The organism is Bradyrhizobium sp. CSA207 (assembly GCF_029051685.1).
GTDB lineage: Bacteria > Pseudomonadota > Alphaproteobacteria > Rhizobiales > Xanthobacteraceae > Bradyrhizobium.
The window spans coordinates 14586-39184 of record NZ_JAACFT010000005.1 but is presented as its reverse complement, the minus strand read 5'-3'; the positions used below and the strand labels follow the sequence as shown (position 1 = coordinate 39184).

Here is a 24599-nt window from a genome sequence, read left to right as displayed (position 1 = left end):
GGAAAACCGCTGCGCACTTTTCCGGATCATGCTTAGGCCATAACGGCCGCGTTCGTCAGATCGGCTTCGGCGGCGATCCGCGCCCGGCGAAGCCGCCGCGCTCGTCTGCGATCGCACCAGGACTGGGTCAGGCGCTCGGCGGTCGTCTTGATCGAGGACAGAAGGCCAAACAGCGTCAATGCGGCGCCGAACAGCCAGAGCGCGAGATCGAACGCGCCGCCCACGAGCAGCAGCGCACCGCGACCGAGCAGCTTCATGATCGCGCGCGTCTTGCCGCCCTGCGCTTGCGCAAGCCGCGCCGCACGCGCGACATCTTTCGGGCCTTCGGCGATACGCAGCGTGTCCATGGCGCCGCGCGCGCCGGTCTTTTCGGCGACGCGCGTGACGTCCTTGCCGAGCCGGACCAGCGCGCCGGCCTTTTCGGCGTGGAATGCTGCCTTAATGGCGCGTGCGGTCTCGCCCGGTCGTAGCACCGAACCGGAGGCAACCGCGTTCTGAAGCATCGGCGTATCGACCACCTCGCGCGCGGACCGGCCGGCCCATTTGGCCAGCCCCTCGCCGAGCCGCCCGACCTTCCGGGCATCCTTGACCAGCGTCAGCCCGGCGCGAACCGGCGCCGCGCCCCCGACGGACACGTAGGTTGCCGCCGTCACCGCAAGCCCCACGGCCGCGAGCCCGAGCACGAGACGATCGGTATCCTCGCCCATGGCGAGATGCTTGCCCTCGCGAACGACGTCCCTGATGTCGCCGATCACAAAGAGATCGCCGGCTACGGTTCCGGACAGGCTTGCGACGTCATCCGCGCTGCCGGTGACGAGGCCGGTGGCGAAGCGCCTGGCGAAATACGAGGTGGAATTTTCCTCTTTGACCGCGTCACTCACGCGCGTGAGGATGTCATCGGGAAGCGCGATATTGCGCTCACGCGCGAGCACGACGAAACTGTTCGCGAGATCGGCATCGCTCGATGCGAGCGCGGCTTCGATGTTGTCCTGAACCAGCCGCTCGTTCTGTCGCAGAACCGTGTCGAGCTTGAGCTCGGACAGTGCGGCCGGATCGTCCTGGGCGGCGAAGATCGCGCCGGCCTCGCGGGCATGCGGCGCTATCTGCGCGAGCACGAAGCCGCATGCCGCAATCCCGCTCAACGCTGTGCCGATTCGCAGCCACTTCATGCTGAAAGCCTGGACGTCTGCCTGATGGTTGGTCTTTTGCCGCAATTACCTTCGTCCGCAGACATAGTATGCCCAAATTGCGACACAACGTCCCCGACGAAAGAAGGGCTTCTCTCAGGCCGCAAGATTGTGTCGAATTTGCAAGAGCAAATGAGCATGGGGCATTGCGAACCTTTCGGTTCCGCCGGACTAGCAATCACCTATCCTCGCCAGTATGGTCCGCGGCGCCTTAAAGAAGCCGCGTCAGTCGTGATTGTGTCTGCCGCCATTGCCACTCCAGGATGAGTTACGATGTCCGACCATGTCGTCCCGCACTTCCATAACGATGCCGGTGTTCCCGTCATCGAGATCGGTTCGCAAGAATTCATGTGCGTGGGCGCCAATCCTCCGTTCGATCATCCGCACGTGTTCCTCGACCTCGGCAACGACAACGAGATCATCTGCCCCTACTGCTCGACGCTGTACCGCTTTGCCGCGGACCTGAAGGCCGGCGAGGCGCGTCCGCCGGAATGTGTCCTGAAGGACAAGGTGGCCTGACGGTCGCTTCAACCAGGGGTGGCGCTCTCCCGAACAATCGTCATCGCCGGTGCCGGAATCGGAGGCCTGACGGCCGCACTCGCGCTCGCGGCCCGCGGCTTTCGTGTCGTGGTGCTGGAAAAAGCCGAGCGCCTCGAAGAAGTCGGCGCGGGCCTGCAACTCTCCCCCAATGCCAGCCGCGTCCTGGTCGAGCTCGGCCTGACCGAGCGCCTCAGGCTCCGTGCGGTGACCCCCGAGGCGGTCAGCATCATGAGCGCGCGGGCCGGCGGCGAATTGCTGCGCATGCCGCTTGGTGAAGCCGCCTCGGCGCGGGCCGGAGCCCCCTATTGGGTGGTGCATCGTGCCGACCTGCAAGCGGCGCTGGCCGGCGCGGTCTCCGACCATCCCGACATCGAGCTGAAGCTCGGCGCGACCTTCGAGGATGTCGCGTCTCACGCCAAGGGGCTGACTGTCGTCCATCGCAGCGGCACGATACGCCGCAGTGATCTCGCGAGCGCGCTGATCGGCGCCGACGGCATCTGGTCGACGGTACGCCAGCATCTGTTTCCCGAGGTGCAGCCGCGCTTCTCCGGACTGATCGCCTGGCGCGGCACGATCGATGCCACGCAATTGCCGAAGGACTACACCGCGCGCCGGGTGCAGCTCTGGATGGGCCCAAACGCCCATCTGGTCGCCTATCCGATCGCGGGCGGGCGCCAGCTCAATGTGGTGGCGGTGCTGCCGGGCACATGGAACAGGCCGGGCTGGAGCACGCCGGGCGATCCCTTCGAGATGATGGACGCCTTTGCCGCGCCGCGCTGGCCGTCACCGGTGCGGATGATGCTCGCCGCGGTCGACAGCTGGCGCAAATGGGCGCTGTTCGGCGTGCCCGAGGGCTGCCCCTGGAGCAAAGGCCAGGTGGCGCTGCTCGGCGACGCCGTGCACGCGATGCTGCCCTTCGCCGCCCAGGGGGCCGGCATGGCGATCGAGGATGCCGCCGTGCTCGCCAGGCACTTGAGCTTTGAGGCAGCCGAAAGCGCAAGCAGCATCGCCGCAGCGCTGAAGCAATACGGCCGAACGCGCCAGACGCGGGTGCGGCGCGTGCAGCAAACGGCACGGCAGCAGGGCCGCATCTATCATTTGAGCGGTCCGCTTGCGCTCGCGCGCGACCTTGCGATCCGCTCGCTCGGGCCGGAGCGCATGCTGGCGCGGCAGGACTGGATCTACGGCTGGCGGGCCTGAAGCGCGGTGCGATTAGCAGCGATCATCATCGTCAGTGGATGGCGTCGCCGGATTTCGAGCCCAGCAGCTTCGACGGCTTGGCCGCGCCTGCCGGTGCAGGCACAGGTGTCGGCTGAGTCGGCGGATTGGCTGCCTCCATGTCGCTCTCGCGGCATCTGTCCCTCCGCCAGGTCTCTTCCAGCAACTTTTGCTGTCCGCGCACGGCGAGGTAGTCGTTGCGATAGGCGAGCTCTGCCACGACTGCGCCGCCTGCCCCGGTTTCGGCCTTCGCCATCAGCCGCTCCAGCTCATCACGGCGCTTGGCGAGGGTTTTCCGCTCGGGCGCGAGTTGCTTGCAATCCCAGAGGTCATAGCGGGCCGGATCGACGAAGGCCGGGCTGATGGTCTCGGAGATACCCGCGCAGCCGCCAAGCGCCGCGCAGAGTCCCAGCAGCGGAAGCAGCACACGCGCAAGGCGACGTTGGTGGAGAAACGAGACAGACATGTCGGATTGGTAGTCCCCGTGGATTGAGATTGCCTAAAGCAAGCCGAGATGTCCGGATTGAGGCTTTGCCTTGCGCGGGCGGCTCGCTTAAGGAAGAGACAACCCGTCCGGCTTCCGCCACCAAAAGCGGCCGAAACGGGACTTAAGTCGTTGATCTCGTTGGATCAAGCGGGCATGGCGGAATTGGTAGACGCAAGGGACTTAAAATCGTTACCTAACGAGATTAGAAATTAAAAAAAGTAAGTAATTTCAATACGATTGACAGGAATCTTAAGACGTGAGACTGTTACACATTGCTTACACAAATTACACAATTGGACGTTGCGGAGATGGACGTACTGACACCTGAGGCGAGCGCAGAAGCATCCCTGAAGCAGGACGGGACGACCGAGCGCCACGATCTAATGGGTGGCAAGTGCTACATCTACAAGCGCAGCGCCGATAGCAAATTCTGGCAAGCCGCCGCCTACGTCGGAAACCGCAACTATCGCGTCAGCACCAAAATGGAAGGCATCACCAGCGCGCTACGCTTTGCCGAAGAATGGTACCTTGAGCTTCGGGGCAAGCACGTTCGCGGCGACCTCGACAAGCTTGTTCTCGCGAACGCCGAGAAAACCTTCAAACACGCTGCGGAGCAGTTTCTCCGGGAATTTCCCGTAATCACCGAAGGTCAGCGCAGCCCTATCTATGTCGCCGGCCATGAACGGCGGCTGCGCAATTACCTCATTCCCTTCTTTGGCGACAAGCCGTTGTCCCAGGTCAACTCCGGCGCCATTCAGGAGTACCGGATCGACCGCATCGAGAAATCAAAGGCTGCGCGCGGAAAACTGCCTGCCCGCAACACCCTCCACCAAGAAATGGTGGCTCTTCGTCAGACGCTCAAAACAGCCCTCCGCCATGGCTGGCTCTCCAGCTTGCCAGACATGTCCCAGCCCTATCGCAGCAACAGCAAGATCTCCCACCGCGCGTGGTTCTCGCCGATTGAATACAGAAAGCTCTATCTGGCGACCTCGCGCCGGGCTGAAAATCCCATCAACGAGCGTTGGCGCTACGCCTGTGAGCAGCTCCATGACTACGTGATCTTCATGGCCAACACGGGCCTTCGTCCCGATGAGGCCAACCGCCTTGAGTATCGTGACGTTACAGTGGTGATGGACAAGGAAACCAACCAGCGCATCCTCGAGATCGAGGTGCGGGGCAAGCGCGGCGTCGGCTACTGCAAAAGCATGCCCAGCGCGGTTGCGCCCTTCTTCAGGTTGCGCAAGCGCAACAAGCCCAAGCCTACCGACCGCATCTTCCCCAGTTACCAGCACGAGCTCTTCAACAGAATCCTTGAAGAAGAAGAGCTGAAGTTCGACCGTGAAGGTCAGCGGCGCACGGCTTACAGCCTGCGTCACACCTACATCTGCCTTCGCCTCATGGAAGGTGCCGACATCTACCAGATCGCCAAGAACTGCCGTACCAGCGTTGAAATGATCGAGAAGTTCTACGCCTCTCATATCAAGAACCAGCTGAGCGCGGCAGCGATCAACATCAAACGGCCGCCGAGGATCGCAGAGGGCAAGGCTGCGGAAGATGGCCAATCTCAGCCGACCAAACCCGCTCCCACAAAACGAAAACTACAGCCTCGCTCCAACTACGTCCGGCGGAAGCCGCAGCATTCACCGGCTTGAAGGTCTCTACCCGGCATGACGCCCGTTGCTCAAAGCGTGTGCGAAAACAACTGTATTCCCTTTGCCTTAGGCAATTTGCGCCGTATAGATGGGCCGATGCGGGCGTGGCGGAACTGGTAGACGCATCGGACTTAAGCCATTGAGTGCCCTGGGGGAAACTCCAGGAGCAGAACTGCTCAAAGTCGGGGAAACCTTCACTGGCAATCCCGAGCCAAGCCCCCGCCAGGGGGAAGGTGTAGAGACTAGACGGGCAGCACCTACAGCGGGCATCGCCAAGGTGAAGGGATAGTCCAGACCACGAACGCCGGATCGGCGGCGGCGAAAGCCGAAGTGGTATGAAAATCCGTGGGGCCGCAAGGCCTGTGCCGGTTCGAGTCCGGCCGCCCGCACCAATCGGATTGTACGGCGAATCGAAAACTACTTTAGGCTTTACTCCGGTTGCAGTATTGTCGAGGTAATTGATTGGGGATCGATGACCATCGCGTATGCATACAACAAGGATTTTGCGTTCAACGCGATATGTCCGTACTACACGATGTTTCCGTTGGAATTTCCCTTACGGCTCCTGAAAAAGCACAGGAAGGACTCTCCGACGGTCTACGACCCATTCTGTGGTCGGGGGACAACCATCTACGCCGCTCGAAAGCTTGGTCTGCGGTCTTACGGCTTGGACACATCGCCAATTGCCGCCGCAATAGCGCAAGCTAAATTGGCCAGCGCAGACTACGAAGACGTGATTGCTCTTGCAGAGAGACTGATTTCCAAAGCTCCGAAGAATATTCCCGAGGGCCAGTTCTTCCGACATGCTTTTTCAAACAAGACGCTGTTGCAGATTTGCAGCCTTCGCGAGGGACTCCTCCGCGAGAAGAAAGTTACCGACGCCTCGGCGATATTACGAGCGGCCACACTGGGATGCCTCCATGGACCATTGCCCGTTCCGGGTGGCTCGTTCAGCTATTTCTCAAACCAGATGCCGAGAACGTTTGCCTCGAAGCCAGACTATTCGGTGAGGTACTGGCAAGAGCGTAACCTCATCCCACCGACGGCATCTGTTATTGACGTGCTTACAAAGAAACTGAAACGAATCGCTGATCTGAATTCGGCCTCCGCTAGCCGAATTCAGAACGTGAAATGCCTTGACGCGCGAAAAGCCATGTCATTTGCCAAGGTCAAAGGACCCATAGTGACGATTACGTCACCGCCCTACTATGGCATGCGGACCTACGTCCAAGATCAGTGGCTCCGGATGTGGTTTCTCGGCGGGGACGAGGAGATTGACTACGAGAATCACAATCAACTCACTCACACGGGGCACGAACGCTTCATTGAAGATCTTGCCAAAGTTTGGAGCAATGTTGCCAAACGCGCGCAGGACGACGCGCACCTTTACGTTCGGTTCGGTAGCATCCCGTCCGCGAAGAGCGACGCCCGGCAAATAATGAAGGCGTCGCTTGAACTTGCAGGTGATTGGAAGCTCTTGTCAGTAAGGAACGCTGAAACCTCACACTCAGGCAAGCGGCAGGCCGATTACATGGGGCGAGAGTCAGACCCAGCCAGCGAGTACGACTTCCACGCTGTTCTCAGCTAATGCCAGCGGACCTCTCCGCTCCGCTTCTCCCCGTTCCACTCAATGTTGATGGCTTTGCGCTGGCCGCAGAACTCCTCAAGATAGGATTTCAAGGCGATTGATGTGGCTGCGGCCTTTTCATCGGTTGGCAAGTGGTATGCGAGAGACTTGGGCATTAGCACGATACACTTTGCCCGCGCTCGGGAGACAGCAACATTCGTGCGCTCCAACTGAAGAAGAAACTCCTCCTCACCTTCAATAATGTCGGTATCTCCGACTCCGAAGGAAACGATGATTGTATCCCGCTGCCCGCCTTGAAAGCGCTCGACGGTGTCGACTGCCTCGAAGACGGCGTTTGGATCCGCTTTAGGGAACAGTTCAATTAGCTTGCGCACCACGAGGGCTTTCTGCGCCTTGTGCGGGGTGACTATGCCAATCCCTTGCGTGAAGAAGTCATCGTCCGAATACGCTGTTTTGGGCCCATCTTTTCCCTCAAAAAGCTCACGCGCCGCGACTTGCCGCGCCACATAAGCTAGGCCCGCGACCAGGCCGGCTTCAAGTTCGTTCGCCTGGGACGAAGTAACATCCTCATGGATGAGTGCAGTCACACGCCGATCTGTCTTCAACAATTCGTCGTAAGCCGACGTGACTGGCAGCCCTTTGGGCATGCTCTTCGTTATCGGCTCGAGTGGTTGGACAAACTGCAGATCTCTCACTGGCACAGCGGCTTTGAGTTCAGCCGGATAACCCAACAACCGTGCATAATCCACTAGATCGCTGTTCGAACGATAGTTCAGCAGCAGGGGCAGCGGGACGATCCCAAACCGAGTGATCAGATATTCCTGAATGCTCCCGACGAGGTGCTCAGCACCCTTTGGCGGCTCCAAGCGCTGGATGGGAGGCATTTGCATATGATCACCAGCAATGATGACCTGCCCATGTGGCTTAAGCGTCCCGAGCGGGCGAAGCGCCAAGGTGACCGGAATTTGAGAGCTCTCGTCAAGAACAACGAGGTCAAATAGCTCGTCAACGACAGAACCAATCGTCCCAGCATCTTTGGTGAGCGAATTCACGATATGCGACGTGCTGGATACGACGGTGACCTTTTCATCCTCCGCAATGCTTCCGAGGAGTTCTTGATAGACAGGGTCGTTGGAGTCTCTCGTCGCAGACTTCAAGAGAAAATGTTTAGTTGCTGTTTTGATTGGCTTTGGCCCTCTTGATTTCGAGTACAGCCAATAAAAATCGCAGGCGGCCGAAGCGTCCTTTTCGAGATTTGCGACGAGGCGCTCAGACAACTCTTCAACCGTCCGGTAGTTTGGACCCGCAATAAGGATCTTCCGAGCTTTCTTTTGCCGGATAACCGAATGCAGAAAAGCAACAAGAGTGTCCGTTTTCCCGGTGCCCGGCGGACCCCACACGATTGTAAGCTGGCGCTCCGCACATGACCTTACGGCCGCGATCTGGCTCGCATTGAGAGTGTGCTTGTTCGCAGTAGTCGCAAAGGCGACGATAGCATCGACGTCCTTTGTATTCCTTATCGTGTTGGCTGCGAGCTTGTTCGCTTGCCAAATAACCTCGGCTATCGGCGTGTCATCGTCGGTTCCCTTCGCGATCTTCTTCGCGGCCGACGCGCCCATAGCAGCCAACGCCTCGGGAGCAGCAATCGCGCATTTGGGATTTCCAATCTCTTTGAGGATGGCGCTGACGACTCCAGAATCGTCAAACGAGGAGTCCTCCAGGAGGTAAATCGGCTCCTTTCCAATCGGAAGTACGTCGTTGGCCATTACCTCGTTAAATATTGCGTCGACGCCGGCCCACTTGGAGCGCAGCGTCAGCGTCAGCCTTTTTCCGATCCTGTCAAACACATCGATATGGGCGGCAATGACCTTGTACATCGGCGTAAAGGCAAGCTTGAGGTCCAAGTTCAGCCCCAGAAACTTCCCGTGGCACAAGGGAAATCCGGGCCAGCTAACGATGCCGATCGTACACGTGTCGCCCTCTTCTATTTTGGCCTCTGAGGAATCTTCGCTTACTTCAAACTCGTATTGATTGTTTCCGTGGTCCTTGATGAGCTTCGTTAGGAGAATGGCTTTGTAGGAAGCTTCCAAGGCCTCGGCGCGAGCTATGAACGATCCCAGAGATTCAGTCTTTGCAACAGCGGCCGAGACCTGAGACCATCGATCCCATAGCTTCGAGTCGTACGCGACGCCGGTCATGCCAGTTGGCACTGTCGTAGAAAGAACTGGAGCGTCACCGCTGATGCTGTTCTTCAGGTCGTCATGGAGGCGGGCAACGATACTCGCGAGGGCCCATGTGTGGGCCTTTAGCACGTCACCATACCGGTTGATCGCTTCAGTGATCGGTCGCGTCTTTCCAAATATCCGTACTGTTCCGGTTGTCGACTTCCAGATCTCGAAGATGCGTTCGCGCGGAATCGAGTTACCCAGAGGCTCAAGATAGTAGTTATCAATCTTGCGCGGTGTCATCCGGTCAAGATGATAATGCTCGGCTGTGCCAAGCAGCGTCACCGCAAAGCGTTGTGGTGACCGCACGGAGCCCGACACAATGTCTCGAATGAAAACAATGTTGGGACAAATGGCGTCGGACTTCTCCATGAGTTCTTCTGGCGGGAATATCCACGCTAGCGCTTTTTGCGCGCGCTCTGGGAGATCAAGAATGTTCAGCAAGTGACGGCCAAATGCGTTGCACAACTCTTCGTATTGGCGGACCTCCCAGAAACAAATCTGGGTATGCAAAGTACCGAACTTGTTTGCAGAAAATTCTTTCTCCGCTCCCTCAATCCAATCGGCAAACCGCTCGATGAAAGCCAGGAGTGCGGCCCATTCAGCGACTGCGGTATCCTTACCTACTACGAAGGCATCTTCTCCCAGCGACTTTATCGACAGGGGTTCCTTGCCTTCCGCCGCTGGGAATTTGTGGAGGTAAGGCGCAAACAGCGTACCGCGTATCGCTATTCCAGTTAGAAGTCCGGAGCCCGAGTCAAAGTTCACGACAATGTTGAACTCGGCATTTCGGCGCTTGGCCAGGCCTCCGACTTTCGATGACGTATCGACGCTGATTTGTCCTGACGCAATAGCGAGGGCGCGAAAGGAGATCTGCCCTCGATCCTGCTTGAGCAACGAGTGCTTTCGCAAAATTGGAGAATCTGGAGTGATTTTCTCCAATGCGGCCACCTTCGGATGGCCGCCCGCTTGAAGCACGTTGCTAGCCCCTCGGCTCAGCGTCGCCATTTTCGAGAGGTGATCGGAACTTTCGGCAGCAGGCGAGCAATAATGGTTCGGATCGGCATCGAAATACTTGCGGTCGTCGTCCGAGAGCCAGACCCTATTCCCTAGCCAGTCGCAAGAACTACAACGTGGATTGACGTGGTAAGGCACCGCGTTCCAGCCTTGCGTGTCGCCGAGGTGGACGACCCGTGGCAAGTCCTCGGCAAAGAACTTACGGACGCTCGGCATGTAGATCAGGAATAGGACGAGCCCGTCTTCCAAGTCCTGTCGCAAGGCCTTCAACCGATTCTCATGATCGCCGCCGGCCTTGGTAGCCAGAATGCCTGTGAACGTAGGCATCTCCACGTGGCGCCATAGATACACACGATCCGATACGAAAAACTTCTCCAAGTAGGCCTTACCTTCGTTATGGAGCCAGTTGGAAACGAAGATGGCATACAGGCAGACTTCCGCCGAGTAGCTGGCATTTGCCTCGGTTATATTTTTCAAATCGATGACCGAAAGCGCCATGCGCTTGTCGTCATCCGCCAGCTGGCGGCGCGTACCATCGGGCAAGATTTCAAATTCGTTTTTTCGGCGCGCATCTGCAAATACGATATCTGGGCGCAATCCCGACATCGGCGGAATGTATTTCAGGTTCTCTTTGGCGACGCCAATGTTCGTCAGAACCGTGTCTCGGAACTTCTCAGGCTCGAATTGGGGCTGAAGGATCAGCGTTGGCTTGGTGACTTTTCCTAGCGCCTCAGCAAGCGGTACAGGCGCTGTACCGCTGCTCTTCGCATAGACGTTGTTGGGCAACGAGCTGCAAAGGATGTTGTATTGCTCGTATTCGAACTCGCGGCCGGAAGCTGTAATCAGCTGAACGCCGGGACGGGATTTAAGAGGTATCGGCAGCCCGGCTTTGCTAAGTTCGACAGGGTTGTTTGAAAATAAAGATAAATAGAGCTCCCTGTCGCAGAGCGTGCGCAGGTACATTGACATCTTGCTCTTGGTGAATTCACGCTTCGGAAGCGCTGCCCCGGCACTAGCCACGTTCGATTCGTCCCCCCTCTTAAGATTTTGAGAAACTATCCTATCACGTATTTGCAAGTCATGGTTGAACCCAAACAACTTTGGTAGCATGACCAAGCAAGGGACCCTCTCAAAGCGATCGAGAAGTCTCCGCGCGTCGCAGACCGAGCCTCGACTCGACTTGCCCGGTGCACTTCTCAGCGACACCCAATGACCTAGGCGTCACATGAGTCTCCGCCAATTTTCCCGGGATAACGCCTAAGTCGGGGTAGTCTAACGAGCTGAAATCATTACAAGCGGCGATCAGAATCCACAAATTCCTAGACGTTTTCGTCAAGTTTCACATAGAGTTAGGCCCAGCAAACAGCAAAGAGGGCGAGGAAGACCGGGCAATGATGATGGGTGGCAGCGAGCTAAGGAAGTTCATTCTTGAAAACGTTCCCCGGGATGGAACGCCCATTGCCACCAAGGCCCTTCTCGCAATCTTGGCGCATCAACTCCCCGATTTCTCCGAGACCGCCTTCAACAAGGCGAGTACAGAGCTAATCGAGGCGGGAGAGATCGCTCACGGCCGAACGCGTGGCAACGGCTCTGTCATTTACAGACCAGAACCGCCCCTGCAACCCGCCGCAGAAGCGGATAACGAGTTTGAGCTGGAGGCGCAGGAAGAGCCAACGACGACCACCTCGCCGACAGCCAAGAAAGCGAAGGCGAAACGGCGAAAGGCACCCTCCGGACCTGGGCAGATCGTCAGCTACCGGTACCCGGATAGGCGGGTGAACAATCCGGAAGTGGGCATGGTCCATCCGGAAAACGATCCCGATCAACCAGAAACCGTTTGGCGCTACGACCCCCACATTGATCCTGCCCTGCAATTTGACGGCGCGCGAAGCAGGGTCGAATCGCTCATCGACGATGCCCTGAAGAGCAACGATTCAGAGCGCATGCGGGAAGCGCTCGCGGAGCTTAAACGTCTGCAATCTCCTTATCTCGATTGGGCAGGTAAGGCCGAACGCACGACGTTCGAGGTTGATACCGTCTCACTGCACGTTCATGAACGCATCGACCCCGCGAGCATATTGGCAGCAGTGCGGCGTCGCATGAAAGCCGATAAATCTGCCGCAGAACGGCCTGTACAGCCAGGCTTGTTTGATGCTCCGTTCGAGAACCTACCGCTTCGCCAAGCTGTTGATTTCTATAAGCACGAGAAGAACTGGTCCAATCGCCTGATCGCGGGTGACTCGCTACTTGTCATGAACTCCCTTCTGCAGAAGGAGAGTTTGGCGGGCCAAGTTCAGATGATCTACATCGACCCGCCCTACGGCATTAAGTACGGCTCCAACTTCCAACCATTCGTCAGCAAGCGCGATGTAAAGGATGGTGCCGACGCCGACCTGACCCAAGAACCCGAGATGATCAAGGCCTTCCGCGATACGTGGGAGCTTGGGATCCATTCGTACCTTACGTATCTCCGCGATCGGCTGCTGCTGATCAAAGAACTCCTGCATGAGACAGGCAGCATCTTCGTCCAGATTGGAGACGAGAACCTTCATCTCGTGCGGCAATTGCTTGACGAGATTTTCGGAGCGGAAAACTTCGCGGCTCAAATTGCGTTCAAGGCCACCGACCCCTTAGGCCAAAAAGGGGTGGCTCGTGTATACGACCACTTGCTCTGGTACGCCAAGGATGTCGAGCAAATGAAGTTTCGCGGCATCTTCAAACCGCGCGACATTTCCGACGACAACGAATATCGCTTCTTCGACCTTTATCCTGGAGAGGGCGCGCCCGACGACCGCGACAGCGAAGACTTTCAGAACACGGTATATCGCAGACGAAATGCGACATCCTCTGGCTTCACAGAGTCATGCACCTTCGATCTGGACTTCCAGGGCGAGAAATTTCCCCCTCCAGGAAACAAAAGCTGGTCGACCAATCCCGAAGGGATGGCACGGTTGATACGCGCCAATCGCCTTTTCCTGCTTGGCAAGGACCCCTACTACAAGCAATTCAACCGCGATTTTCCGCTATCTCAGTTTGAAAACTGCTGGACGGACAAGCCAGCCGCGCAGGGCAAGCGCTACGTAGTGGAAACCGCCCCGAAATTTGTCGAACGCTGTCTATTGATGACGACTGACCCGGGTGACTTGGTTTTTGATCCCACTTGTGGCTCCGGCACGACCGCGTTCGTCGCCGAAAAATGGGGGCGGCGTTGGATTACATGCGATACGTCCCGAGTTGCAGTTACACTGGCCAAGCAGCGGTTGATGACGTCGAGCTTCGACTACTACGCACTTCGGTATCCCCACGAAGGGCTTAAGGCCGGATTTTCGTACCGGACGATCCCGCACGTCACATTGCGGTCCATCGCTACAAACCCAGAGATCGATGATATTTTCGAAAAATATCATCCCGCGATCACAACCGCATTGGACGCTCTCAATAGGGCGATGACCTCCGGTCCAAAGTTCGTGGTCCCAATCGGCCCGCGCAAGCAGAAGACGCTGAACTTCGCCAAAGGTGATTCCCTTCGCGAATGGGAGGTGCCGGTGGAGTGGCCTGCCGACTGGCCTTCTGCGGCTGAGGGACCTTTCAACGATTTCCATGCCGCGCGACGTGTGATGCAAGAGAAGACTGACCAATCAATTGCGGCACACGCAGAGCCGGAGGTTCTTTACGATGATCCAGAGATCGAGCCGAACAAACTCCGCATCGCGAGTCCGTTTAGCGTAGAAGCCGTTCCGAATCCCACGGTCATGAGTCTTGATCAGGCGGTGGCCGGAACAAGCTCAGACAGTTCGATTGCGCGATCTGGTGAAACCTCTCGCCAAGCCTCCTGGCGCGACGAACTCATTAAAGCTGGTGTTCGCGGCAAGGGCGGCCAAAAGCTCAAGTTCGCAGAACTGGAGCCGATACCCGGCTTAAGAAACCTACATGCGACCGGCGCGCTGGCAGATACAGGCGAGCGAGTCGTCGTAAGCTTTGGCCCAGAGCATGCGGCTCTCGAACAGCGTCAGGTCGAGCTAGCTCTGAAAGACGCCGAGAAACTGCGTCCCTCTCCAAAGTTTGTCATTTTCTGTGCCTTTACCTTTGATCCAGAAGCAGCCAAGGACATTGATGAAATCAACTGGCCAGGCGTAACCATGCTTCGGGTCCAGATGAACACCGATTTGTTGACGGAGGATCTGAAGAAGGCTCGTTCCAGCAACGAGAGCTTCTGGTTGATGGGGCAGCCCGATGTCGAGGTGCGAGCGCTGCCGGATGGTCGTTGGCAGATCGAGGTTCACGGCTTCGACTACTTCGACACCAAGCTTGGAGAGCTGGTCTCAGGTGGGAAAAATAAAATCGCTATGTGGTCGCTCGACCCGGACTATGATCAACGCTCCCTGTTCCCTCATCAGGTATTCTTCCCAATGGCCGGCAAGAAAGACGGCTGGCTTCGACTGAAGAAGACTCTGCGGGCCGAGCTAGACCAAGATCTGCTTGATCAGTTTCACGGGACGGTTTCCCTGCCCTTTACGGCGGGAGAAAATCAATGCATCGCGGTCAAGATAGTCGACGATCGAGGCATCGAATCCCTAAAAGTCATCCCGTTGAACAGGTAAGACCGGCCGCGTGACCAAGCCAACCTCCCTCATCATCAACTCGCCCTTTGAATGCCCACAGCAGCATTGGGTGCCCGGCACCAACGCGCTTGAGGTAAAGGCCGAACGTCGGCCGGCTGGTTATGAGATATTCGACATCCGCAACAACACTCGACGTTTTGTTGAGCTGAACCTGGTCAATACGATACGTGGCCGCGTTGATCAATGGCGCGCAGCCGGCTACCCCGGCATCACCGCCGTAACGCGCCGGCTGCTTGAGCATTGGTACGACTCAAGCGCGAGGCAAAACCCATTTTACTACTGCCAATTGGAAGCCATAGAAGCCCTCATCTGGTGGGTGGAGGCCGCAGCAGAATATCGTCAAGGGATATTCCTGCCCGGAGACGGAGGACCATGGGAGCGCATCTGCAATAAGATGGCGACTGGCAGCGGCAAGACCACCGTGATGGCAATGATCATCACGTGGCAGGTGCTTAACGCCCTAACCTATCCCAAGCGCAATAAGGACTTCAGCAAAGCCGTCTTCATCGTCGCGCCAGGCCTTACCGTTAAGGACCGCTTGCGCGTCCTCTACACCGGTGAGCCGGACAACTACTACGATGAATTCTCACTGTGCCCGTCAGAAGCCCTCCGCCAGAAACTCAACCAGGCGGAGATATTGATCGAGAACTGGCACACGTTGATGCCGCTCAAGGACGCCAAGCGTTCGGTCGTCAAGAAGGGCGTCGAACGAGACGAGGGCTTTGCGCGGCGAGTACTCGGCAAACTCTCCAGTTATAAGGACATTGTCGTCATCAACGACGAGGCACATCACGCTTACCGGAAGCCTGCCGAGGTCAAGATCAGCAAGCGCGAGGCTGAAGAGCAAGGCATTGACCTCGAAGAAGCCACGCGCTGGATTGAGGGACTCGACCGTATCCACAACACGCGGCGAATAATGCGGTGCTTCGACCTCTCCGCGACTCCGTTTGCACCAACAGGTAAAACCGCGACCGAGACCGCGCTGTTTGACTGGATTGTCTCAGATTTCGGTCTCAACGATGCAATCGAGGCCGGTCTGGTCAAAACGCCACGGGTTGTCGTTCGCGACGACGCGCTCCCGGACGCCAAGACAATGCGCTCCCGGCTCTATCACATATATCGTGATCCATCGGTCTCCGAAGACCTCAACCGAAAGGCCGCACCAGACGATGCGCTGCCTAAGCTCGTTCAAGATGCGTACACGCTGCTCGCCGCAGATTGGCGAGATATCCGAAATCAATGGTTAGCGGCTGGTGACACTACGCCGGTCATGCTGACCGTCTGCAACAGAACGGAAACTGCCGCTCGCATCGAGAACTATCTTAACAAGGGAGATGCTCACTGGCCGGAGCTGCATTCGCCGGCACAGACGCTACGGGTTGACTCCAAGGTGCTTGAGAAGGCCGAAATTGGGGAAACATCCGCATCCGACAAGGGCTATGAGGCTAGGCTCTCAGCAATCGTGGAAGGGAGCGGGTTACCGGAGACAAAGAAGGCTCGACTTGCAGACCTAAAGAAGGAAGATCTGCTTCGAGAGATCGTTGACACCGTAGGCAAGCGGGGCGGCGCTGGTCAAAACCTTCAGAGCGTAATTTCCGTCGCGATGCTCTCGGAAGGCTGGGACGCGAAGACCGTTACCCATATCATGGGCCTGCGAGCGTTCACATCTCAACTGCTTTGTGAGCAGGTGATAGGGCGGGGCTTGCGTCGTGTCACGTACGACAAGGACGAGAACGGCTTTTTCAAGCCCGAGTACGTAAACGTCTTTGGAGTACCGTTATCCATTTGCGAAGAGGTGAGCGGTGCGGGGGAAGCCCCGCCACCGCCGCGCCCGAGCACGCAAATTGAGGTGCTACCCGAGCGTAGCCAGTTGGAGATTCGATGGCCGAACGTGCTCCGGGCGGAGACTGTCATCAATCCAACCCTCAACGTTGATTGGACCGCGGTTGAGGTCCTGCATCTCGACCCGGCAACAACGCCGATTACAGCCGAGCTCGCGCCAGCACTCGGCGGCGCGGCGGACCTTAGCAAGGTCCAGGCAATAGATCTGGAAAAGCTTCCAGAAGGGTTCCGCTTGCAGCGCCTTATCTTCCAGGCTGCGCGAAAGGCTTTCACTGCCCTCAAGAGCGGCTTCAAGGGCAACGAGGACTTCCTCGCCTTCCAGCTTATCCAGCTGGTCGAAGCCTTTCTGAAGTCGGACCGCCTCGACATTCCTTCCCTGTTCCACCGGGACCCTCTTCGGCAGCGCATCCTGTTCGCGCTCAACATCGACTTGATTGTGCAGCACTTGCTCAGGTTTGTTACCCAGCAGAACACGACCAGGCTTGAGCCCATCTACGATGAGGAAAATCCCATCGGCTCAACGGCGCAGATGCGCACTTGGTATACGACTAAGCCGAACAACCCCACGGTGAAGTCGCATATCAGCCACATCGTTGGCGATTCCTCCTGGGAGATCTACGCGGCCAACGTCTTTGAATCCCGCGACGATATCGAGACCTATGCCAAGAATGACCATCTTGGATTCCAGATTCACTATCTGTGGGCTGGTTCACGTCGCCGCTACATTCCCGACTTCCTCGTCAAGCTCGCCAACGGCAAGACTTTGATTCTGGAGATCAAGGGAGAGGATTCGCCCCAGGACAAGGCCAAGCGTGAAGCTTTGAGTGAATGGGTTCTCGCCGTGAATGCCGCCGCCGGATTTGGCAACTGGTGCTGGGATGTCGCTTTCCAACCCGCTCAAGTACACGACGTCCTCGACCGTCATTCGGCGATGGCCCAAACGGCAACGACGGCCTAGTACGCAGGTCACTTTGCGGCCGGCGGAAAGTACTTTGTCCGATCAACCGTGCCTCCACGGCCACGCTTGACCAGCGCACGTGCGGCCGAGGGATTCTTGGTTGGCGATGTCCTGCTAAGCTCACACCAACCGCTTGCCGGCAACGACCGGCACAGGAAACGTTTTTGTCTCCCGACCGGTCTGCCGCTCGCGGCATCATCCAACGGGAGAATACAATGGCTGCTAAGTCATCCTCGCGAACCAGAAAGCCTACTCACGAGGCATTTGTTGTCACCGGTGCAGGGGAGAACGCGTTCTGGACTAAGATCGGAGCGGCATGGCCTCACGAGGACACCAAAGGGTTCAACGTCGAACTGATCGCACTACCCGTCAGTGGACGGCTTGTCATCCGCGAACGCAAAGAAACGAGCCAATAGCTACCTGCTCAGAACGGCTCTGTGCGAGTCCTTCCCGGAGCAGCGGCGAGGCACGCTGGCGTGGCGAGGGAAACCATCCTCACAGGTGGTCGAAGCCCGTGGAGAGCTGATGACCCGCAAGGTGCAGAGCTTGCCCCACACCGGAAACGGTGTGGGGCTTCATTCAATGAGTTTGCTGCAATATCATGTGTCGCGATTATCGCCTCGCACTGATTCAGGGCCTTCCCCTCTCGGCAAATCCGCTCATCATAAGGTGGTGGGCCCGTCCCACGACCCATAACGAAATTGCTCATCCGCCATGCCACCAACAATCACTCAACGATTCCCGCCGCTTCCGCTCGATGAATTGGTCACTTTGATCCGCAGCTATCCCAGCTGCGACGTTTCGGGAAAGAAGACGATCATCTCTCGCCTAGTCGGCGTTCATCCGACATTTAACGTCGAATGGGGCCCAGGCTGGCGCTTTCGGCGTGTCCGAAAGCTACGATTGGGCGAACGCCCCGACCATGTGGCTGGGCTCATTTGGCGTAAAGATGCTCCGGCTGCGCTTGGTCGAGCAAATCCGGCGGGCTATCAGGTCCTCTACCTTGCTGATCGCATCGACACAGCGCTTCAAGAAACGCACATCGTCGATGACGCGGTTGTCATCTCCGAATTCTCGATTCAGCACCACCACAGCGTACGCATCGCCCCCATCGGGGAGTTTATGCAAATTCAGCGCACGGGCCGAGGCTTCCTTTCGGGCGAGTACTCCGGAGCGGTGAGCTCAATGTTGAACGCTTGCGAACCGACCGAGGCCAAGTCACTCATAATAACAGACGCATTTCTGTACGAATGCCTAACGGCTCATGATGACTATGAGATCTCCTCCCACGTGGCTCTTTGCGTGTTTGAGAAGAATCCACAGGTGTCGACAGTCGCCTACACCAGTCGTCGCCATACCGGCGCTCTCTGTTTCGCTGTGAAGGTCGATGAATTCTGGAGAAATTGGTGCCTCGTAGCCGTTCGCCAGGCCCAAGCTCAACATCTTGCTTGCGGCATGTATAGACTTGGAGAGGTCATGGGTGTCGACGGGATACTCGCCGACGGTACTTTGTTGTGGAGCGATCAAGGCCTAGCGGAGAATGAGCGCCCGGAATTGGAGCCGCCCTTCACTCCCGTCTCCCCAGAATGAAGGGACGCAACACCAACCTTCTTGGTCGCGTCGGTGAACCGACCGGGCTCTACACGCGAGCGCGCCGGGCCAAGGGTCCCGGCCTTCGGTCACGATCCCTCGCGCAAGACGACTCCACTTCATGTCGCCTTACACTCCATATTGCTTCTGCAAGGATTGTATGAGCTTCGCGACCACTGCTGCATACGATTGATCTATCCATGCGATCATCGTGCCCGCAAATTCCTCTGGTTGGCTCAACGCGGCGTGCAGCGGCCTGAACGTTACAATCAACGAATAATCAGAAAACGAAAGATAATGCCAGTCTTGACCGAAGTCCTTTGACCTGGCTTCCAGAAGTTGCATCTCCTTTTTCGTTTCGACTCCGACGGCCAGGAAGATCGAATCCTCATCTGGTAGCGAATCGATCGAAAGGGAGCGCCGCGGCTGAAGGTTGATCCCGTAGGCGAAGTACGCGGACTTGAGTGGAGCAGCGGAAAGATACTTCCATCCGTGTATGACGCTGCCCTCGGAATCGAAGTCCACTATCGCATCATCTTTGGAGAACCCTTTCACGAACGGTCCGCCAAGCTCCGAGAGGTGGTCGTAGATCTTCTCGAACGTATGCGAAATGCGCGATCCGGATCTGACGTACACAATGGCTGCTGCGAAATCTTCAAAACGGGCAAATTCGGTGGTCATGTTCTGCTCCAGCAAAAACAGGTGGAATTCACGCGCAATGGTACGGATGTCGAGGGGCAGCCCGCCCTCTCTTGCGATCGCCTGAACCTCAGCCGCTATTTGCGACCATCTCACCACCTTGGGAGTGGATCCATACAGATCCCGCTGATCTTCTTTGAAGGTCTCGGGTGGACTGGTGACGTGCGTAAGCAAGCAGAGCACCGCGAGCTTTTGGCCGGATCGGACGGCCATCTGCTTTAGCCAATCGCCATATACTCTCAATTGGTCGATGTTGTTCGAGCGCTTCCCGATGGGAGCCCCGACCTTGTTCTCGATGACGAATGTTGGCTGATTGTCGAGGAGGATCACAATATCCAGACGCCCATTTGGTATCTGATATTGTGTTTTCATGTGGATGGTCGCCGCGTCCGAAATGGACGAGCGCCACTCGCTCGCGCAGACGGAGGGCACGAAGGTCTCTTGCACGAACGAGACCTTGGCTTCGTGCGGAAGCCGATTGAAGAAATCGGCGAGACATTCCGACAAGTAATCCTCTAGGGGCGTGCGATTTGGCCGTTCTCGGTATCTAAAAAGTCGCCCGTACAATGATTGCATAGCGCGAAGGCGTCCCCAGAATCATAACGCGAGAAGTTAAATCACGGCAATTTATACTTGTAAATGCAACTGGTTAGGGACGCATACTCCCTGTTTTCTGCTCTGTTCGCTAAGGGGCGCCGCCCCTGGCGCCTGCAAGGGATCGCGTGAAGGACGCTCGTCCGCAGCCGTTTCCCCAGTCTTCCGCGCTGCGCTTGTGCAGACCGGGAGATACCCCTCGGCTGCGTCCGCCCTTGCACTTGCCTCCCCGGTCTCGCCGACGGGCAGGGCTTCAGCGCGGTTTTTGCGCTGAAACCTGAACCCAACGAAAGAGGCCTAAGATGACGAAGACAACCCAACCCAAGAGCGGCAGCGAGATTTTCGTGCCGCTGAACATGCTCAAGAAGTCGCCCCGCAACGTGCGCAAGGTCGAGCACACGGCGGCGGAAGTGGAAGGTTTGGCGGCCAGCATCGCCGCCAACGGCATGCTGCAAAACCTCGTCGTCGAGCCTGAGCATGACGGCGAAGGCCGCGAGACCGGCCACTACTTCGTCACCATCGGCGAAGGCCGCAGGCTGGCGCAGTTGCTGCGGGCCAAGCGGCGTCAAATCAAGAAGACCGACCTCATCCGCTGCGTGCTCGACACCGAGCATGACACCCACGAAATCAGCCTTGCCGAGAACGTCATCCGTTCCTCGATGCATCCGGCAGACGAGTTCGAGGCCTTCGCGTTGCTGCACAACGAGAAGGGGATGGCGGCGGACGACATCGCGGCGCGGTTCGGCGTGACCCCGGCCGTGGTGCGGCAGCGGCTCAAGCTGGCGGCGGTGAGCCCGGCGCTGATGGCGGTCTACCGCGAAGGCGGCATGCGCCTTGAGCAGGTGATGGCGTTCACCCTCACCGACGACCATACGCGGCAGCAGGAGGTCTGGCAGTGCCTCGGCTGGGACAAGGGCGCCGATGCCATCCGCCGGGCGTTGACCGAGGGCCAAGTCGCTGCCAGCGACCGGCGGGCGCAGTTCGTCGGTGTGGAGGCTTACGCCGCCGCTGGTGGCGTTATCATCCGCGACCTGTTCGACGATGAGAACGGCGGCTACTTCGCCGACCCGGCGTTGCTCGACCGGCTGGTGCTGGCCAAGCTGGAGCAGGAGGCGCAGGCGGTGCGTGCGGAAGGCTGGGCGTGGGTGATGGTCACGCCCGAATACGACTTCCGCGCCACCAGCGCCATGCGCCGGGTTTATCCCACCGAGCCGGACCTATCGGCCAAGGCGCAGCGCAAGCTGGAGAAGCTGGCGGCGGAATACGACGAACTGGAAGCCCTCGCCGAGAGCGAAGAGATGACCGAGGCGATGCAGGCCCGCGTCAGCCAGCTTGAGAGGGAGATGGAGGCCCTGAAAGGCCAGCCGGTCTACGATGCTGCCGACATCGCGGCGGGCGGCGCGTTCGTGTCGCTGGGCTACGAGGGCGGTGTGCGGGTGGAACGCGGGTTCATCCGCAAGGAGGATGAAGCACCGGCTTCGCAGCGCCGGGAGGCCGAGCAGGAGGCGGCAGGCAAGGATGGCGAGGTGTCCACCGCGCTACCCGACCGACTGGTGGCGCAACTCACCGCCCAGCGGACGGCGGCGTTGCGGGAGGCGGTGGTGCAGCGTCCCGACATGGCGTTCATTGCCGTTGTGCATGCGTTCGTGGCATCCACGTTCTACGTCGGCAACCGCGTGTCGTGCCTCGATATGACCGTGCGCACGGTCTACCTGTCGGCGCATGCGGCGGGGATTGATGAGAGCCCGCAGGGACGCGCGTGCAGCGACCGGCAGGCTGAACTGGCCAAGGGGCTGCCCGGCGACGTGCAAGACCTCTGGGATGCCTTGCTCGGGTTCACGCAGGAGCAGTTGATGCACCTGTTGGCGCATTGTGCGGCCCTTACGGTTGATGCGGTCGTGCGTCCGGGCGCAGGCTCATCCTCCACCCTCAAACACGCCGAGGGCCTCGCGGAGGCGGTCTCGCTGGATATGGCCGGGCACTGGCAGCCCACCGCTGCCAACTACCTTGGGCAGGTCACCAAGGCGGTCATCGTCGAGGCGGTGCGCGAAGGGGTGTCGGAGGAAGCCGCCGCGCAGCTGGCAGACTTGAAGAAGCCCGCGATGGCCGAGGCCGCCGAGCGGTTGCTGGCTGATAAGGGCTGGCTGCCCCCCGTGCTGCGGTCGTCGCAGCAGAGCACCGAGACTGCACTGGCTGCGTAATCTCTAGGCAAGCCGGGTCGCGAGCGCGGCCCGGTTTCTTGTCTTGAGAATCTGCCACGTGCCAAGGGCGCGCGGCGGTGAACCAGCACGATTACGTGCACGAGATCTCCGTACCTATTGTTGAGCGATTGCGCAAAGGATATGAAGAATTCTCCCTTTGGTTGCATTCAGCGATTTGCCTGCTAAGCTAGCTCGTCTTACTTACCATTCCTTGTTTGGGATTTTTTTCACCAATTTCCCGCTCGACCCCAATCGGGCGTTCCTGCTCAAACGAGCTATGGCTTTGAAACTAGCACGCCAATTGAAGCGCGGGGGCGCCCATGAACACCGTTTCCGTTTTCGCCTGGGCTCTATTTGGGGGCGCATTCTGCGAACTCCTCCATTGGGGTGGACTTAAGAGGAGCGCTTATGTTGAGATCTATGCGCGCTCGATCAAATATTGGCTCATCACCGTTCTCATGATCATTGCCGGTGGGCTACTAGCGACAGCCATGAGTCTTTCCGGATCGGGCTTGACGCCGCTGACCGCAATTCTCGTCGGCTATTCAGCTCCCTCGCTCATACAGAAGCTCGCGAAGAACACACCTACCGGCAACTTGGGAGCTCGCGACATGACAAGCCAGGATCCCCCGAGCATTCGTGGTTTTCTGATTGGATAGATTATGAAGGCACTGAGTTTTACTTTTTTCTTCCTACTCTCAATCATGTCGTCGGCGGCCGAGGCGCAGATCCTGAGGACTCCGGTCGACGCCGACTACGTTGATTTTCTGCGAAACGCAGATGCCCGCTGTAATAGCTGTGAGCTTCTGCTGACGATCCCCGACGAGACGCCCCGATCATCGTCTCTCGCGTATGTAAGAGCAAAGACTGCGAAGAGCGGTGAAACGGAGATTCAGGCCGCCTATTTCAAGCTAGGGACTGGCACGGATGCCTCAGGCAAGAACGCTGTCGTGAACGATTACTTGGCTTCTGCCATTGCTCCACAGCGTCTCAAGGATGCGCAAGCATCCAAACATTTTCAGGCCAATGCGCTTCGCGCCATCGCGGCTCACAAAGCGCTAGCACCGAACGCTACAATAGTCGTCTCGCGTGCCGATCCCTTTGATGCGAGCGCAAAAGCTAGCCCTATCGATACTTCAGCACTCATCAGTTTCGGCAGCGCGGCTAGCCTTATAGTCGAGCAAGTTAGCGAGGTACCTCAGTTTGCTGCAAATATGAAATGGCTTCGTGAGCGTCCCTTCTCCCAAAACGTGACGCTGTTCGATTTTACACCGAGATCAAGAGATGCGGTGAAACAGATGGGCGTCGACGCGCCCCCGCTTTTTTGGCAGCATTTATCGCGGCGAGTGTCCGCGACCTTCCGTTCGTATGGGAAGTCCGATGTTATTGGTCCAAGAACAAAAAAAGCGCTGCTGTCGAGACTAAAAGATCCGACCGGCGGGGTTGTCATACTGTATGCTCACTCTGATGGTGAGAAGATCTGGCTTCATACCGACACTGACGTCGATTACTTGACACCAGATGATATCAAGGAGGTCGGCAAGGCTGCCGGCGGCCGTTTACCGCCCATCATCCTATTGAATTGCGAGACGAGAGCTGCGCTCGGCCCGCAATTCCTGGCTGCTGGCAGCCCAATCGTCGCTGCCACTGATCTCAAGCTAAGCGCATCCGCTGCAAAGAACTTTATTTCTCAGTTTGCTAAGGCCCTCTACGTTGGCAAGCAAGATGCGATCGACGCCTATTTTTCGGCTCAAAAGATAGCCGATCCGAGTCGCCTACATCCAATCGTAGAAAACGAAGCTCCTGATCGAGCGGCTAAAGCGCTGTGGTCTCAACTGACATTTCTCTCAGAACCGCCAGCCGGATCTGATTAGTAGCACCGCGACATATCGCCCAGGACGATTGCGCCACTCTTTGCCAGGAACGCTCGACGATATCTCCTATAGGACGGCGTGCTTCCAGCCAGTGACCCGCCACACACTACGGCAATTTGCTTGCTCTAGAGGTGTAGCACTGCTCGCCTACGCCCGCCGGTTTTGGGCGCACCGAACGCTATCCAGCCGGGCCGGTAAAGGCACTTCACTCAGGACGAACCCTTTTGAGCACTGGCGCTCAGCGTAAGCTTCTCCACCTGCGATGTCCCGTCTTCCTCAACCACAAAATTTTGGCGCGGTTAAGT

The 24599-nt window shown here is 58.0% G+C and carries 14 protein-coding genes and 1 tRNA gene; 11 read left to right on the top strand and 4 right to left on the bottom strand.

Annotated elements, in window-relative coordinates:
- Positions 1-32 precede the first annotated feature (32 nt).
- Positions 33-1169: a hypothetical protein gene (locus GWG65_RS06475; protein WP_275194577.1), complete on the bottom strand. Its 1137-nt coding sequence runs from the start codon at positions 1167-1169 to the stop codon at positions 33-35.
- A gap of 291 nt (positions 1170-1460) precedes the next feature.
- Here GWG65_RS06475 and GWG65_RS06470 point away from each other — a divergent pair, with 291 nt between their 5' ends.
- Both GWG65_RS06470 and GWG65_RS06465 read left to right on the top strand, forming a co-directional pair.
- Positions 1461-1706, top strand: a complete 246-nt coding sequence (locus tag GWG65_RS06470) for a zinc-finger domain-containing protein (RefSeq protein ID WP_007602543.1) — start codon at positions 1461-1463, stop codon at positions 1704-1706.
- A gap of 18 nt (positions 1707-1724) precedes the next feature.
- Complete coding sequence (locus tag GWG65_RS06465) at positions 1725-2927, top strand: FAD-dependent monooxygenase (RefSeq protein ID WP_275194576.1); 1203 nt, start codon at positions 1725-1727, stop codon at positions 2925-2927.
- Between the two features lie 31 nt (positions 2928-2958).
- Here the strand turns inward: GWG65_RS06465 and GWG65_RS06460 are convergent, their stop codons facing one another.
- The gene (locus GWG65_RS06460) at positions 2959-3411 is read right to left on the bottom strand and encodes a twin-arginine translocation pathway signal (RefSeq protein WP_275194575.1); all 453 of its coding nucleotides are present in this window, start codon (positions 3409-3411) and stop codon (positions 2959-2961) included.
- Positions 3412-3740: 329 nt separating this feature from the next.
- Between GWG65_RS06460 and GWG65_RS06455 the strand changes: the two genes are divergently transcribed.
- The 3 genes from GWG65_RS06455 to GWG65_RS06445 all read left to right on the top strand — a co-directional run bounded on the left by GWG65_RS06455 (position 3741) and on the right by GWG65_RS06445 (position 6672).
- Complete coding sequence (locus tag GWG65_RS06455) at positions 3741-5084, top strand: site-specific integrase (protein ID WP_275194574.1); 1344 nt, start codon at positions 3741-3743, stop codon at positions 5082-5084.
- A gap of 262 nt (positions 5085-5346) precedes the next feature.
- Positions 5347-5476: transfer RNA gene (locus tag GWG65_RS06450), tRNA-OTHER, on the top strand.
- An 80-nt stretch (positions 5477-5556) separates the two neighbouring features.
- Positions 5557-6672: a DNA methyltransferase gene (locus GWG65_RS06445; protein WP_275194573.1), complete on the top strand. Its 1116-nt coding sequence runs from the start codon at positions 5557-5559 to the stop codon at positions 6670-6672.
- Here the strand turns inward: GWG65_RS06445 and GWG65_RS06440 are convergent.
- On the bottom strand, positions 6669-10877 hold the full coding sequence (locus GWG65_RS06440) for an AAA domain-containing protein (protein ID WP_275194572.1): 4209 nt from the start codon (positions 10875-10877) through the stop codon (positions 6669-6671). The two genes, GWG65_RS06445 and GWG65_RS06440, sit on opposite strands and share 4 nt — an antisense overlap.
- Positions 10878-11305: 428 nt before the next feature.
- Here GWG65_RS06440 and GWG65_RS06435 point away from each other — a divergent pair, with 428 nt between their 5' ends.
- The 3 genes from GWG65_RS06435 to GWG65_RS06420 all read left to right on the top strand — a co-directional run bounded on the left by GWG65_RS06435 (position 11306) and on the right by GWG65_RS06420 (position 18926).
- Entirely contained in the window at positions 11306-14515 is a 3210-nt protein-coding gene (locus GWG65_RS06435; protein ID WP_275194571.1) for a site-specific DNA-methyltransferase, read from the top strand.
- A 10-nt stretch (positions 14516-14525) separates the two neighbouring features.
- Positions 14526-17336 (top strand): DEAD/DEAH box helicase family protein, encoded by a 2811-nt coding sequence (locus GWG65_RS06430; protein ID WP_275194570.1) that lies wholly within the window; start codon positions 14526-14528, stop codon positions 17334-17336.
- 903 nt (positions 17337-18239) lie between these two features.
- Positions 18240-18926 (top strand): RES family NAD+ phosphorylase, encoded by a 687-nt coding sequence (locus GWG65_RS06420; protein WP_275194568.1) that lies wholly within the window; start codon positions 18240-18242, stop codon positions 18924-18926.
- A 129-nt stretch (positions 18927-19055) separates the two neighbouring features.
- Here GWG65_RS06420 and GWG65_RS06415 read toward each other — a convergent pair whose 3' ends face one another.
- A complete protein-coding gene (locus GWG65_RS06415) occupies positions 19056-20132 on the bottom strand; it encodes a PD-(D/E)XK nuclease family protein (RefSeq protein WP_275194567.1) in 1077 nt (358 codons plus the stop codon).
- Positions 20133-20521: 389 nt separating this feature from the next.
- On the opposite strand from GWG65_RS06415, the gene GWG65_RS06410 reads away from it, so the two are divergent.
- The 3 genes from GWG65_RS06410 to GWG65_RS06400 all read left to right on the top strand — a co-directional run bounded on the left by GWG65_RS06410 (position 20522) and on the right by GWG65_RS06400 (position 24294).
- The gene (locus tag GWG65_RS06410) at positions 20522-22420 is read left to right on the top strand and encodes a ParB/RepB/Spo0J family partition protein (RefSeq protein WP_275194566.1); all 1899 of its coding nucleotides are present in this window, start codon (positions 20522-20524) and stop codon (positions 22418-22420) included.
- 320 nt (positions 22421-22740) lie between these two features.
- Positions 22741-23079, top strand: a complete 339-nt coding sequence (locus GWG65_RS06405) for a hypothetical protein (RefSeq protein ID WP_275194565.1) — start codon at positions 22741-22743, stop codon at positions 23077-23079.
- A gap of 3 nt (positions 23080-23082) precedes the next feature.
- Positions 23083-24294 (top strand): hypothetical protein, encoded by a 1212-nt coding sequence (locus GWG65_RS06400; RefSeq protein WP_275194564.1) that lies wholly within the window; start codon positions 23083-23085, stop codon positions 24292-24294.
- Positions 24295-24599 lie beyond the last annotated feature (305 nt).